Annotated in this window: 12 protein-coding genes; 3 read left to right on the top strand and 9 right to left on the bottom strand. The window is 39.1% G+C overall.

Features of this window, described 5'->3' with window-relative positions; translation table 11 throughout:
• Window positions 1-114: 114 nt before the first annotated feature.
• From rsmB to LG273_RS08640, 8 genes are all read right to left on the bottom strand, one after another.
• Window positions 115-1,464, bottom strand: a complete 1,350-nt coding sequence (gene rsmB, locus LG273_RS08675; protein ID WP_404459213.1) for a 16S rRNA (cytosine(967)-C(5))-methyltransferase RsmB — start codon at window positions 1,462-1,464, stop codon at window positions 115-117.
• Window positions 1,465-2,403, bottom strand: a complete 939-nt coding sequence (gene fmt, locus LG273_RS08670) for a methionyl-tRNA formyltransferase (protein WP_404459211.1) — start codon at window positions 2,401-2,403, stop codon at window positions 1,465-1,467.
• Window positions 2,404-2,452: 49 nt separating this feature from the next.
• Window positions 2,453-4,858 carry a primosomal protein N' gene (priA, locus tag LG273_RS08665; RefSeq protein WP_404459209.1) on the bottom strand — a complete coding sequence of 802 codons (2,406 nt, stop codon included), beginning with the start codon at window positions 4,856-4,858 and terminating at the stop codon, window positions 2,453-2,455.
• Window positions 4,855-6,072, bottom strand: coding sequence for a bifunctional phosphopantothenoylcysteine decarboxylase/phosphopantothenate--cysteine ligase CoaBC (gene coaBC / locus LG273_RS08660; protein ID WP_404459207.1), 1,218 nt, complete (start codon window positions 6,070-6,072; stop codon window positions 4,855-4,857). The genes priA and coaBC overlap by 4 nt, the downstream gene beginning before the upstream one ends.
• A 294-nt stretch (window positions 6,073-6,366) precedes the next feature.
• Window positions 6,367-6,561: a DNA-directed RNA polymerase subunit omega gene (gene rpoZ, locus LG273_RS08655; protein ID WP_379561025.1), complete on the bottom strand. Its 195-nt coding sequence runs from the start codon at window positions 6,559-6,561 to the stop codon at window positions 6,367-6,369.
• Window positions 6,561-7,178: a guanylate kinase gene (gene gmk / locus LG273_RS08650; protein WP_379561023.1), complete on the bottom strand. Its 618-nt coding sequence runs from the start codon at window positions 7,176-7,178 to the stop codon at window positions 6,561-6,563. Before gmk ends, rpoZ begins: the two co-directional genes overlap by 1 nt.
• 24 nt (window positions 7,179-7,202) lie before the next feature.
• Window positions 7,203-7,466 carry an extracellular matrix/biofilm regulator RemA gene (remA, locus tag LG273_RS08645; RefSeq protein WP_379561022.1) on the bottom strand — a complete coding sequence of 88 codons (264 nt, stop codon included), beginning with the start codon at window positions 7,464-7,466 and terminating at the stop codon, window positions 7,203-7,205.
• A gap of 112 nt (window positions 7,467-7,578) precedes the next feature.
• Complete coding sequence (locus tag LG273_RS08640) at window positions 7,579-8,496, bottom strand: YicC/YloC family endoribonuclease (protein ID WP_404459204.1); 918 nt, start codon at window positions 8,494-8,496, stop codon at window positions 7,579-7,581.
• 158 nt (window positions 8,497-8,654) lie between these two features.
• On the opposite strand from LG273_RS08640, the gene LG273_RS08635 reads away from it, so the two are divergent.
• A complete protein-coding gene (locus tag LG273_RS08635) occupies window positions 8,655-9,218 on the top strand; it encodes a helix-turn-helix domain-containing protein (RefSeq protein ID WP_404458823.1) in 564 nt (187 codons plus the stop codon).
• Complete coding sequence (locus LG273_RS08630; protein WP_404459202.1) at window positions 9,182-10,048, top strand: IS3 family transposase; 867 nt, start codon at window positions 9,182-9,184, stop codon at window positions 10,046-10,048. The genes LG273_RS08635 and LG273_RS08630 overlap by 37 nt, the downstream gene beginning before the upstream one ends.
• Before the next feature lie 45 nt (window positions 10,049-10,093).
• On the opposite strand, the gene LG273_RS08625 is transcribed toward LG273_RS08630, so the two are convergent.
• The gene (locus LG273_RS08625) at window positions 10,094-12,748 is read right to left on the bottom strand and encodes a cation-translocating P-type ATPase (protein ID WP_379561020.1); all 2,655 of its coding nucleotides are present in this window, start codon (window positions 12,746-12,748) and stop codon (window positions 10,094-10,096) included.
• Window positions 12,749-12,880: 132 nt separating this feature from the next.
• On the opposite strand from LG273_RS08625, the gene LG273_RS08620 reads away from it, so the two are divergent.
• Window positions 12,881-14,602: an NFACT family protein gene (locus tag LG273_RS08620; RefSeq protein ID WP_379561019.1), complete on the top strand. Its 1,722-nt coding sequence runs from the start codon at window positions 12,881-12,883 to the stop codon at window positions 14,600-14,602.
• Window positions 14,603-14,659 lie beyond the last annotated feature (57 nt).

Here is a 14,659-nt window from a genome sequence, read left to right as displayed (position 1 = left end):
AGTTAAGTTAGCTATTATAAAGTGAAACTACATTTGGTGGAGGTTTCCCTTCACCAAATGGTAATTAAACGAATCGAACCTTTCCATTACTGGCAGTTGACCCCCCACTTAGAATTAATTTTCCCGTTTAATTCTAGTTAAAAAGAATCCGTCTGAATCCACGTCTTGTGGGAACAGCTGAAAACCGTATTCTGAGATTCCTTTTGTCGTTTTTAAACTCTGTGGAAGATCTTCAAAAAAAGCTTGATCAACTATATATTCAGGATTATTAGCAAGGAATCGTTTTACTACTCCTTCATTTTCTGCAGTATCTACCGTACAAGTGCTGTAGATTAGTAATCCATCTTTTTTAAGAAGAGGAGCTGTGCTTTGTAAGATATCTAGCTGAATAGCAGCTAATCGTTCAATGTCTGCTTCTTGTTTATGATATTTAATCTCGGGCTTGCCACGCATAACCCCTAAACCAGAGCATGGTGCATCAATCAAAATCCGGTCAAAGCTCTCTGGCTTATATTTGTCCTTCAAGTTCCTAGCATCAGCTTGCGAGGCATGAATAATCGATAATCCAAGATCTGAGGCTTTTGTCTCCACACGTTTAGCTTTCTTTTTATGAAGGTCATGGGCCTCTAGTCGCCCTTCGTTTAACATTTTTTCCGCTATATGTGTCGCCTTCCCACCTGGAGCACTGCAGGCATCTAACACCTGCATGCCTGGTTCAGCTAATAGCAGTTCTCCCACAAGCATAGAACTCTGATCCTGAATGGTTATTTCTCCGTTTAAAAACAACGAAGACTTTAAAACATTGCCTTTTTCTATAATAATACCCTGGGACGAAAGCTCTGAGGCTGTTACTTCAAATCCTTCTTCTTTTAATCTATCCATTGCCTCACTTCGGGAAATCTTCATAGGCTGAATTCGAATGGCTGTGTGCTTTTTGGTAACGTTCATCTCACACATTTCTTTTGCTGTTGTATAACCATATGCGTTAACCCAACGCCTTACCAACCACTCTGGATGGCTCGTTTCAACTGAAAGACGTATGACATCATCTGTCAGCGATGAGATAGATGGAACACCTTTTCGTTGTATCGATCTTAGGACTCCATTTACAAAAGAAGCAATACCTTTATGACCTCTTCGTTTAGCCAATTCCACCGCTTCATGGATGATGGCATGGTCAGGAACTTTATCTAAGTAAACCATTTGATAAACAGACATTCTCAAGAGCATCCTTACCCAAAGATCTAACTTTTTACGTTGATCAATAAAATGTTCTAAATAATAATCTAGCGTTATTTTGTACTGCATTGTGCCATACACTATTCCCGTTAAAAGCCCTTCATCTTTAGCTTGTATTCTCTGCTTCTTTAATTCATGATCAATTAATAAATGACTAAAACCATTATCTTTTTCTATTCGGATTAATATATCCAGGATAGTATCCCTAAGCTGATAATTATTCATCTAATCACCCAATACTACGCCAGTTTTTATTCGATCTGCTGAGCCCTGTAAATAATCTTTTACAGTCATTCGTTTTTTTCCTGCCGGCTGGACGTCCGTTATCTGAATGGCACGATTGTCACCACATAAAACAAGGAAGCCATCCTCCTTCTTTATTAAAATTTCACCTGGTTTTCCAGAATACTTTTCGTCTACTTTCTCTCCCCACCAAATTTTCATATTTGCACCTTCATAGGTAGTAAACGCAACCGGCCAAGGGTTTAAGCCCCTTATATGGTTATATATTTCCTGGTTTGTTTTGTTCCAGTCAATTTTTTCCTGTTCTCGTTTGATGTTCCCAGCAAAAGTAGCCTTTGATTCATCCTGCTTTACTGGTTTAATATCACCCGCAAAGAGGCGTGGTAATGTATCCATTAAGAGCATAGATCCCGCTTCTGAAAGTTTGTCATGCAAGGAACCAACATGATCCTTTTCCTCAATTGGCACTGCCTGCTGTGTTAAAATATCGCCTGCATCAAGCTTTTCTACCATATACATGATAGTTATGCCTGTTTCTTGTTTTCCTTGCATTAGAGCATAATGTATAGGTGCTCCCCCTCTTAACTCAGGAAGTAAAGAAGCATGAACGTTAATACAACCAAACTCGGGTGCTTCTAATAAGGCGTTTGGAAGCAATTGCCCATATGCTGCTGTCACAATTAGATCCGGCTCATATGCCAAAATTTCGGCATAGCTATCCTTTAACTTTTCTGGCTGATACACAGGAATACCATGTCTTTCTGCTTCAACCTTGACAGGCGGGGGGGTAATCGTTCGTTTTCTACCCTTTGGGCGATCTGGCTGGGTTACAGCTAGTACAACCTCGTATTCTGATTGCACAAGATTATGTAGGATGGGAACAGAGAAATCCGGGGTTCCCATAAAAACAATTCGTTTCATTAAAAAACCTTCTTTCCTAATAGGATATCTATGATAAAGTGCTGCCATTTTACATAAGGTGATGTGGCTGCATATCTACAGTAATAAGTAAATCCCCTTTTTGCGTTGCTTCTTTAAATTGCTCTGTAATCGACGAGATCATGTCTCGTAGTTGTGGTTCATTTTTGTATTTTATCATGCATTGATACCTATATCTATCTTTTATACGTGGGACAGGTGAGGGGGAAGGGCCTAATACCACCGTGTTATTCGACACATGTTGAAGTAATTGCTGTACGATATGATTTGTCGTTTGCACTGCTGTTACTTTATTTGTATGTGATACCGTGATAAGTGCCAAAAAGAAAAATGGTGGATACTGAAATGTTTTTCTTGTTGCCATTTCTTTTTTATAAAATCCCTCAAAGTCATATTCGCTGGCAAGCTCGATACTGTAATGATCAGGCGTGTAGGTTTGTACAATCACTTCTCCTGTTAGTTCATGTCGCCCTGCCCTGCCACTAACTTGTGTTAGTAGTTGAAATGTCTTCTCAGAGGAGCGGAAGTCTGGCAAGTGTAACATAGAGTCAGCTGTCAAAACCCCTACTAAGGTTACATTTTCAAAATCTAACCCTTTGGCTATCATCTGTGTTCCGAGAAGTATACTAGCCTCTTTGTTAGCAAACTTACGTAACAAGGTTTCGTGTGAACCCTTCCTTCTCGTTGTATCCACATCCATTCGAATAATGCCTGCTTCAGGAAGTAGTTTCGTTAATGCTTCTTCCACACGCTGTGTACCTGTTCCAAAATAGCGTATTAAATCACTATTACATTCTGGACAATTTGTTGGCATTGGCTCTTCATATGAACAATAGTGGCATTTTAAATGGTTAGAATTTTTATGATAGGTTAGAGCAATGTCACAATGCGGACATTCTTTCACATGACCGCAATCCCGGCACATCACAAAAGTTGAATAACCACGTCTATTAAGTAATAATACGATTTGTTCTCCTTTTGAAAGGCAGTTTTCCATTTTGTCCATTAAGGTACGTGAAAACATGGACCTGTTCCCTGCATGCAACTCTGCTCGCATATCAACAATTTCTACAGGAGGCATTTCCTTATCATTGGTACGCTTCCTTAGTGTAGCAAGCTTATAAACGCCTTTTTGCGCCCTGGCAAAGGATTCTAATGTCGGGGTAGCACTTCCTAAAACAACCGGACATTGATGTGTCTTCCCCCGCTGTATGGCAACATCCCTCGCATGATATCTTGGCTGATCTTCTTGCTTGTACGTAGCCTCATGCTCTTCGTCAATAATAATAATGCCTAAATTCTCAAATGGAGCAAAGATAGCTGATCTCGCTCCTACAACTACTTGAACTTCTTTTTGATGAATTCTTCTCCATTCATCATATTTTTCACCTGCTGAAAGGGCACTATGCATAACCGCAACCTTTGACCCAAAGCGTCCTTTGAATCGATTTACCATTTGTGGTGTTAGTGCAATTTCTGGTACGAGGACAATGGCTTCCTGTCCTTTCATAATAACATCCTGTATCGCCTGCAAATAAAGCTCTGTCTTTCCGCTTCCCGTTACCCCGTGCACCAGGAAAACATCATGCTCATCGTTTGCGATGTTTTGTTTAATTGGTGTAATAGCCTGCTCTTGTTCCTCTGTTAAAGGCAATGCAGTTGTTTTATGAAACTGTTGTTGGTGTGGGTCTCTATAAACCTCCACCTGGGTAGTTTCAATTAACGATTTATCTATTAACGTTCTTATCGTACTAGAGGTCGTTTGGAACTTTTTTAATAGAAGTTTCTTTTCAATTGGTTGGGGGTTTTCTATGAAATATCCTAGCAGTTCACGTTGTTTCATCGCATTCTTTGATAAATCCTGTAAAGCTTCTTCCAATAGATAGCCTTCTCTTGCTGGCTGTACCATCGTCACATATTTTTTTGTTATTTTAGAATGTACTAAATACTTTACAACAAGATCTCCGTCTTGCACTGCTTTTTGCAATTGATAATAACTAACTGAAGCTCCCTCAAACTCTTCATAAGCAATTACATCCCTCCCCGCGAAGAGATGTTCCAATTCCTGAGACAGTGATGCATCTGTATTCCTCAAAAGCTCTTTCTTATATTGTGCTTTTAACACTTGCGGGAGCATTGCTTGCAATGCAGTAATGTAAAGACTGACAGTGTCCTTCGCTACCCATTCTCCTAAATGAAGTAACTCTTCGGTTAGTACCGGGGTTACATCTAGAACCTGTTCAATTTCACGGAGGCTCTTAAATGTTGACTCTTCAGCTTTTCCCACAACAAACCCCATTATTTTACGAGGACCGAATGGAACTGTAACCCGCATACCAACTTTTAGTATATCTAAAAACTTTTCCGGTATAAGATAATCAAATGTTTGGTTGATCGAATTGGCAGGAACATCTACGATTACTTTAGCTATTCTCACAAAACTTCATCCTTCATATCTCTTACTATACAGTTTATAAGCTGCTCAGCAATCTCTGATTTAGCAGCTAATGCCATCTCGTCCTGTGCTTCTTCTTTGTTTACATAGGTCACGATATTGGTGTCACCTTCAAACCCAGCACCTTCTGTGGCAACGTTATTAATAACAATTGCATCCAAATTTTTGGCCCGCAGTTTTTGAAGTCCGTATCTAAGTGGCTCGGTCGTTTCTGCTGCAAAGCCTACTAAAAATTGCTTGTCCTTCTTTTCTCCCAGCGATTTTAAAATATCCTTCGTCCGTTCCATTTCTAGCTGCATGGGTCCCATTTGTTTTTTCATCTTCTCTGAAAACACATTCTTTGGTCTATAATCTGCGACAGCTGCTGCCTTAATCACAATATCGCTAGCAGCAAAATAACGATGCATCTCTTCATACATTTCTTCTGCTGTTACAACATTAACTCGGTGAATGTTATTCATTTCTAGCTGTTCGTCAGTTGGCCCTGCAACCAAGGTAACTTCTGCTCCTTGGGCTGCTGCAGCTTCTGCTAAGGCAAACCCCATTTTTCCAGATGATCGATTGGTGAAATACCGAACAGGATCTATTTTTTCTCGTGTAGGTCCGGCAGAAATAAGTACTTTTTTGCCTGTTAATTTACCAGCAGAATTTTTCCCCTGTTGGTGATTAATTAATGTTTCAATAATGGTTTCCGGCTCCTCTAGGCGTCCTTTTCCCACATATCCGCAAGCAAGATAGCCAGCCCCTGGTTCTATAAAATGGTACCCCCACGTCTCTAGTTGTTTCATATTTTCCATTACGGCCGGATGAGCATACATATGCACATTCATCGCAGGAGCAATATATACAGGAGCTTCGCTTGCTAGTAAGGTTGTGGAAAGCATATCATCAGCAATACCGTTTGCGAGTTTGCCAATAACATTAGCAGTCGCAGGTGCTAATAAGATAAAATCTGCCCAATCTGCTAAGTCAATATGAGCAATCTTGCTCGAATCCTTCTCATCAAACGTATCTATATAAACAGGGTTTCGAGAAAGTGCCTGAAACGTAAGTGGCGAGACAAATTTCACCGCGCTATCTGTCATGATCACTTTTACGATAGCGCCCTGTTGTGTAAGCTTACTTGTCAGAGCACAGGCCTTATATGCAGCAATCCCCCCACTAACTCCCAGTAAGATCTTTTTATCTTTTAACATTCCAACCTCCCCTTCCCGACTTTTATCGTCATTCGCTACATTAGTTATAACATAAGCGAAACCCATTACGCTTAAATTCGAATTGCTATATAAAGTAAAACTTCATTTTGGTGGGGTTTTTCCTTCCTCCCACGCTAAATGTTAGTTGAACGAATCGCACCTATACTGGCAGTTGATCTACACTTAGCATGCTTGATTGCTTCCCGTATTTTTGGAGTAAGGACTTACTGCCAGTTACGGCGGGATAAAGAATAAAGCCCCCTCAATCTAACATGAGGAGACTTATCATTAATATTATTCTTCGGTAATATAAAGCTTATCGGCCTGAACTTCTTCCAGTGCCATCCCAACATATTTATGGGACTTCGGATTATCCACTAAAATCTTTTTTGTTTCACTAATTTGCCTTGCACGTCTTGCTGAAAGTGTGACAAGGGTATATTTTGAATTTATTTTTTCTTGTAGTGCATCAATTGATGGTTCTAACATTACAATTCATCCTCCAGTAATTTTTTGTATTGCTTTGCAACACGCTCACGTTTTAAATGCTCACTTTGAATAATGGACTGAACTTTGCTAACAGCATGCTCTACTTGGTCATTTACCACAACATAATCATAAGCATCCATCATTTCGATCTCTTTTCGCGCTTCCTTTAGACGGTTTAATACTAAATCAGATGACTCGGTCCCGCGACTAACAATCCGATTTTTCAACTCCTCTAGACTTGGGGGGAAGAGAAAGATAAATACACCTTCCGGGAAGTTCTGCTTTACTTGCAAGGCACCCTGAACCTCAATTTCTAAAAATACATCATAACCAGCTGCTAAAGTTTCCTCAACATATGTTCTTGGTGTACCGTAATAATTATTAACATATTTAGCATATTCTAACAGCTCGTTTTGACTAATGAGGTTTTCAAATTCTTCTTTTGTCTTAAAAAAGTAATCAACGCCATCTGTTTCACCAGGTCGGATATTTCTTGTAGTCATTGAAATTGAATACTTAAGCTCTGTTGCCTGCTCAAATAATTCCTTTCTTACCGTTCCCTTTCCAACCCCAGATGGCCCGGAAAGTATAAATAAAATTCCCTTCTCTTCTATCAAAATTGTTCCTCCTATACAAATCCTTTAATTCTCGTCTGACATTTCTTCATGGCTTAGCACGCGTTGCCCTACTGTTTCTGGCTGTACAGCTGATAGTACAACATGGTCACTATCTGTAATAATAACAGCTCTAGTCCTTCTGCCATACGTGGCATCAACCAATTTATTATTCTCTCTGGCAACCGTGATAATACGTTTGATCGGTGCTGATTCCGGTGAAACAATCGATATAACACGATTTGCAGAAACAACATTCCCAAACCCTATATTTATCAATCGTAGACTCAACTTGCTTCCCCCTTCATACTGCATGAACTTCTCTTATGATAATAGGCTATAAGTTCGAGTTTCTTTTCATACTATAGTCATTATATGAAAAAAGATAGGATAAACTCAAGCTTTATTCAATATTCTGCACTTGTTCCTTCATTTTTTCGAGTTCACTTTTTAAATTTACAACAAGTTCACTGATCGTTGGGTCATTTGATTTAGAACCAATTGTATTCCCTTCTCGTTGCATTTCCTGAATAATAAAATCGAGTTTTCGGCCAATTGTCCCTTCCTGCTTTAATGTTTCCTGAAAATGTGTGATATGACTATACAGCCTGGTGAGCTCTTCTGTTACATCACCTTTCTCGGCAAGCAACACCACTTCCTGATGAATTCTATCATAATCTAGTTCATCTAGCTCAGATAAATGCTGATTTAACCTTTTCCAAATTCTTTCCTTATAAGCACCTATGACGGCAGGCCTTTGGAATTCAATTTTCTTTGCCATATCTTTAATACAATCCAGCCTTTTCTTAAGATCATTACCCAGGAATTGGCCTTCTGTTAAACGCATATCCTTCATTTGTATTGCAGCAGTTTGGATTGCCTCCATAATAGGAGCGTGCAGATCTATTGCCGAAGCTTCTTCTCTCACACTAAAAATTTCTGGAAACAGGGTAAGTGAATCTACAGATACTTCTCCAGATAACCCATACCGTTCTTGAGCCATTCTCAACTGGGAAACATACTGATCCAACACTGCCCAATCTGTATGTACATTTCTAGCATTTACATTCTCTCCGACTATTTGAAGCGCCACCTCTACCTTCCCTCTATGAAACGTCGACTGAATAATCTTTTTTATTTCATCTTCCAACGATCCAAAAGGGCTTGGTAATTTAGCCGTAAAATCAAGAAAGCGATGATTTACACTGCGAATCTCGATATTTATCATATGGCCCCTATGTTCCGAAACATGAGTACCATAACCTGTCATACTCATCACCATACTATCACATCCAATAACGTCATTATACCTTGATTCCATAAAAATGAAAACTTATATAAAATAAGCTTAACGGTTTTGTGTAAACTAAATCGATGGCAAAAATTGCTTAAAACTAAAACCACGCACTTTAAACGATTAGAGTGCGGTACCGACCCCCGAAAGTTAGAGTTTCAACTCTAACTTTCGGGGGTGTTTTTATGGCTAAATATAGTGAAGAATTTAAAATTAAGCTCGTCACAGAGTATTTATATGGCAACCTAGGATATAGATCGTTGGCAAAAAAATATAATATGGCTAGTGAAACATCAATTATTGAATGGGTAAAAGTATATAAGTCTCAAGGAATGGATGGGTTAAAAAGAAGGCAGACGAAGGAGATGTATCCTGTTCAATTTAAATTGGATACGGTACAATTTGTGTTAGAGACAGGTGCTTCTTTTTTAGAAACTGCTGTTCAATTTAATTTGAACAACCCATCCTTAATAAGGCGTTGGATGAAGGATTTTAAGAAACAAGGGATAGAAGGCCTGGAACCAAAACCAAAGGGGAGACCTTCTATGTCTAAAAAACCTAATAAATCAAAGAAAAAAGTTGAGGCAAATTTAACACGTGAAGAAGAATTAGAACGTGAAAATGAACTACTTAAGCTAGAAAATGCGTATCTAAAAAAGTTGAGAGCTTTTCGGGAAAATCCGAATGCGTTCCACGAAAAGCACAGGCAAAAGTGGCATTCGCACTCAAAGAGGAAGGATACCGATTAAAGGATATATTTGTTGTAGTAGGTATTCCTGAAGCAACCTATCACTATCATGTCAAGAACTTCGGGAAAGAAGAAGTGGATACAGAACTAAAGGATCTCATTACACGGCTATTTAAGAAGTTTCATGAGCGATATGGTTATAAACGTATTACAAAAGAATTAAAGAAATTAGGACATTCTATCAATCATAAAAAAGTGTATCGTATTATGCGAGAACTAGGATTAAAATGCGTGAAATTTATGCGGAAGTCTCGTAAATATAATTCCTTTAAGGGGAAAGTAGGAAAAGTAGCGAAAAATCGATTGTCTCGTCGCTTTAGCACGCCTATCCCTCTTCAGAAATTAGTAACCGACATTACAGAATTTAAATGTCTAGGTGAAGACAAGTTATACTTAAATCCAATTCTTGATCTTTATAACGGAGAGATTATTGCGTTTGAAATCAGGAAACGTCCAACGTTAGATCTTGTCATGGAACCTTTGAAAGAAACGATTGAGATAATAAAGAATCATGCGACCTATCGCACCACTATCCATTCTGATCAAGGATGGCATTATCAGCACAACCAATGGATAAGTACATTAAAACAAAATAAAGTATTCCAAAGCATGTCACGTAAAGCTACTTGTGCAGACAATGCTTCAATAGAGAATTTCTTTGGTCTATTGAAACAAGAAATGTATTATGGAGAAGAACTAGTAAGCTATGAGGAATTAAAAAGACGAATTGAAGAATACATCTACTGGTATAACCATGAACGATCAAAAGAAAAATTGGCTGGATTGAGTCCAGTAGAATACCGAACTCAATCTAGCCAATCAGCTGCATAACAAGACTCTAACTTTTGGGGGTAACCACCTGCGTGGTAATAAGTTTTATTTTTTTGTAAAGCCAAAAAGTACGGTTGGTAAAGCGCTCAATCCTACAATTAACAACCAATCTCTTAACCCTAAAGCTGTTGTATGAAAAATTGGCTGCAGAGGTTCCCAATAAATAACGACCAATAATAAGAGTATTGAAGAAAGCACTGCAACTACTAGATACATATTTTCAAAAGGATTTCTCGCAAAAACGGACTTTTCACTTCGACAGTCAAACACATGGATTAATTGTGCCATTACAAGGGTCGTAAAAGCGATCGTTTGTCCATAAATCAGGTTATCAGGGTTGTTTTGGTACGTTACCATAAAGCCAATTAAAGTTACGATACCAATAAGTATTCCTCTGGTTATAATCTTATAGCCGAGTCCTCTGGCAAATACACCCTCACGTGGGTTACGAGGTGATTGCTTCATGACATCTCCTTCTGACTTGTCTAAACCTAAGGCCATAGCTGGTAACCCATCGGTAACCAAATTAACCCATAGGATCTGTACCGGAATTAAGGGGAGTGGCATCGCTAGTAGCATTGCAAACAGCATTACTAATATTTCTCCAACATTTGATGCAAGTAAGTAACGGATAAATTTCCGTATATTTTCGTAAATATTTCTTCCTTCGTGAATAGCTGATTTAATAGTAGCAAAGTTGTCATCCATTAAGATAAGCGAGGATGCCTCTTTAGTTACATCTGTTCCACTAATCCCCATGCTGATGCCAATGTCACTTGCTTTAATTGCAGGAGCATCATTCACCCCATCACCTGTCATGGCTACGATGTGTCCTTTACGCTGGAAAGCTTGTACAATTTTAAGTTTATGTTCAGGGGTAACCCTTGCAAATACATACGTATCGTCAATTACTTCTTCTAAATCTTCCACCGACATTTCTGATAACTGGTGACCTTCGAGGACCAAACCGTTCTCAGGTAAAAGATTTAAATTTTGTGCAATGGCTCGTGCCGTTTTCACATGATCCCCTGTAATCATAACCGTTTTGATTCCTGCCTGGTTGCATTCTTCTATGGCTGCTTTAACTTCTTTGCGAGGAGGGTCAATCATGCCATACAGACCAATAAAGGTTAAATCCTTTTCTAAAAAAGCATCGTCCATATTTTCATTTCTGTTTAGGGCTTTTATCGCAACAGCCAATGTTCGAAGCGCTTTTGCAGCCATATCATTTACTGCACGATCAATACGTTGTCTATCAGCTTGCCTTAATACGGTTCGACCATTAGCATTCCCTTGATAAGAGGATCTTGGTAATAAAACATCTGGTGCTCCCTTTGTAATTAGATAACGCATGCCGTTTTCGTCTTCTATAATGACGCTCATACGCTTACGATCTGAGTCAAAAGGAATTTCTTTTACTATTTGATATTTCTCTTTCGCTGCTGCCGTCAAACCTATTTTTCTCGCTGCAATGAGCAAGGCACCATCTGTCGGGTCTCCATCAATGTAGTGCTTCCCTTTTTTAATATGAAGAGAGGCATTATTACAAAGACTTCCGTATAAAAGCATTGCTTTTAAATTGGGATAGTCTGCCTCCACTTTTTCTTTGTGCAGGAAAAAGTCTCCTTGAAGGTTATAGCCGTCCCCTGTGACATAAAGATGATTCCCTCCTAAATAGAGCTCTTTTACCGTCATTTTGTTTTCTGTCATGGTCCCTGTCTTATCACTACAAATAACCGAAGCACATCCGAGCGTTTCCACAGCGGATAGCTTGCGCACAATTGCTTTTTTGCGAATCATTCTTTGTACACCAAGGGAAAGGGCAACTGTAACGATTGCTGGCAGTCCTTCTGGTATGGCGGCAACAGCAAGCGACACACCTGCTAGAAACATATTATAAATAGGATGACCTTGCATAACACCGAGCGTTACAACAAGTGCTGTAAGTAATAAAGCAACCACAATCAAAATTTTTCCGAGCTCAGCCAGTTTTCGTTCTAATGGGGTCATCACTTTTTTAGTATTTGCCATTAAAGAGGCGATCTGTCCCATTACGGTGTTCATACCTGTACCAACGACAATTCCAATACCGGATCCCCTTGTTACCAAGGTTCCCATAAATCCCATGTTTACTTGGTCCTGTGCCTCTAGCTGGTCACGTGTAATAGCTGTGGCATGTTTCATAACCGGCAGAGATTCACCAGTAAGGGCGGACTCTTCTGTCTCCATGCTATTCGATTTAATAATTCGAATGTCGGCTGGTATACGATCACCACTTGAAACTTTTACAATATCCCCTACGACGACTTCTCGCGAATAGACCTTGTCCCACTTTTCATTTCGCAGCACTGTAGCTAAAGGCGCTGATAGTTCTTTTAGCTTTTCAAGCGATTTCTCAGCCTTTTGCTCCTGAAAATAACCAAAGCACCCATTCACAAGCACAATAACCATGATGGCAATTGCATCAATATATTCTCCTAGTAGCCCTGCAATCAACGTAGCAGCTAACAGTACAAGTACCATAAAATCTTGAAACTGCTTTAGAAAGATTAACCATTTGGATGTTTGTTTCTGTGTTTCTAATACGTTATATCCATACTGCTTTCGTCTTTTTTCCACCTGTTTCGTCGTTAATCCTTTTCTAGATGTTACATGAAGCTTTTGTTCCACCCGTTCCACATCTAACTGATACCATTTCATCGGCATTCCTCCAAATAAGCCTGTAATTAATTACTGTATGCCACCTTTTAAAGAGCAGATGGCTCCCCTGTCTAACTAATATCTATGCAGACTTGTCCTTAAAAATGCTATAATTACACAGGAGGTGATCTTATGCCGTTCGATGGTATTGTTACAAGAGCAGTAACGGAAGAATTAAAACATAGCATATTGCCAGGAAAAATAACCAAAATATATCAACCTACACTGACAGAGGTCGTCTTTACAATAAGAAGTCAGGGAACTAATCATACCTTACTTTTTTCTATACATCCGACATATGCAAGATTTCACTTAACGGATGACAGTTATCAAAATCCTGCTGAGCCACCCATGTTTTGTATGGTACTTCGCAAGCATCTTTCTGGAGCAATTATTGAAGAAATCACACAACATGGCATGGAGCGGATCGTGGAGTTTTCTATAAAGACACGCAATGAAATTGGAGATATAACATATAAAACGCTTGTCATAGAGTTAATGGGAAAACATAGTAATGTAATGCTTGTTGATAAGAACAAAGGTCATATTATTGATAGCTTGAAGCATGTCTCTATGGCCCAAAACCGTCATCGAACTATTTTGCCAGGCAGTGAATACCAACTACCTCCACTGCAAAATAAATGGGATCCATTGGAAATGGATGAAGAGCTGTTTATTAAGAAAATGGACTTTAATGCAGGGAAGATGGATCAACAAATCGTGAACACCCTGACAGGCTTCTCTCCTTTTATCGCAAAAGAGCTTGTTAAAAGAGTTAACCTTGGCTCAGCTAAAACCTATGCCGAGAAGTTCACCGAGCTACAAAAACAAATTAGGGGAAATAGCTATAATCCGGTAATCTACCGAGATAAAAAAGAAGACTTTCATGTTATTCTTCAATCACATTTTTCGGGGGAGACGGAGCAATTTTCTACAACCAACACGATGCTAGATACCTTCTATTCAGGAAAAGCTGAAAGGGATAGGGTTAAACAACAGGCGAAAGACCTTTATCGCTTTATTAAAAATGAAAAGGATAAAAATATCCGTAAATTAAAGAAGCATAACCAAACAATTAAGAAGGCAGAAGGCGCTGAGAAATATCAAAAGTTGGGTGAATTGCTAACAGCACATATTCATATCGTCAAACCAGGGGCAAAAACGGTGGATGTTACAGATTACTATGATCCAGAAGGTTCTACGTTAACGATTGACTTGAATCCTAATAAAACAGCTAGTGAAAATGCCCAAGGGTATTACAAGTCCTATCAAAAACTAAAGAAATCAAAAGAAGTCGTTGAGCAAGAAATCTTGAAGACAGACGAGGAAATTGCTTATCTTGATCAGCTTCTACAACAGCTAGATGTTGCATCTACTGAAGACATTGAAGAGATTCGAGAGGAACTTCGGGAAGAAGGCTATCTGAAGAAACAGCAGACCAAAAAGAAACAGAAATCCAAACCATCCAAGCCACAACCAGAGGGTTATACATCAAGTGACGGAACTGCTATATTAGTTGGGAAAAACAACAAACAAAATGAATTTCTAACCATGAAATTAGCCCGTCGTGATGACGTTTGGCTCCATACCAAAGATATTCCAGGCTCCCATGTAATTATTCGAGATAATGATCCTAGCGACGAGACACTAACAGAAGCTGCTCAAATTGCGGCTTACTTTAGTAAATCACAGCAATCTTCTTCCGTTCCTGTAGACTATACACGTATACGGCATGTGAAGAAACCTAATGGCGCAAAGCCTGGTTATGTGACATACGATAACCAGAAGACACTCTATGTTACACCAGATGCTAAATTAGTGGGAAAGCTAAAGGATTCGAAAGCCAGTCGATAAGACGAGAGTGTTCTTGTTAGATATCTTTGTGTGACATATGTATGTGAAAAAGGCTGT

This window comes from Oceanobacillus kapialis, from assembly GCF_044790185.1.
Classification (GTDB): Bacteria; Bacillota; Bacilli; order Bacillales; family Amphibacillaceae; genus Oceanobacillus_B; species Oceanobacillus_B kapialis.
Note: the sequence above shows the minus strand (reverse complement) of the source record. Positions and strands in the feature narration are given on the sequence as shown.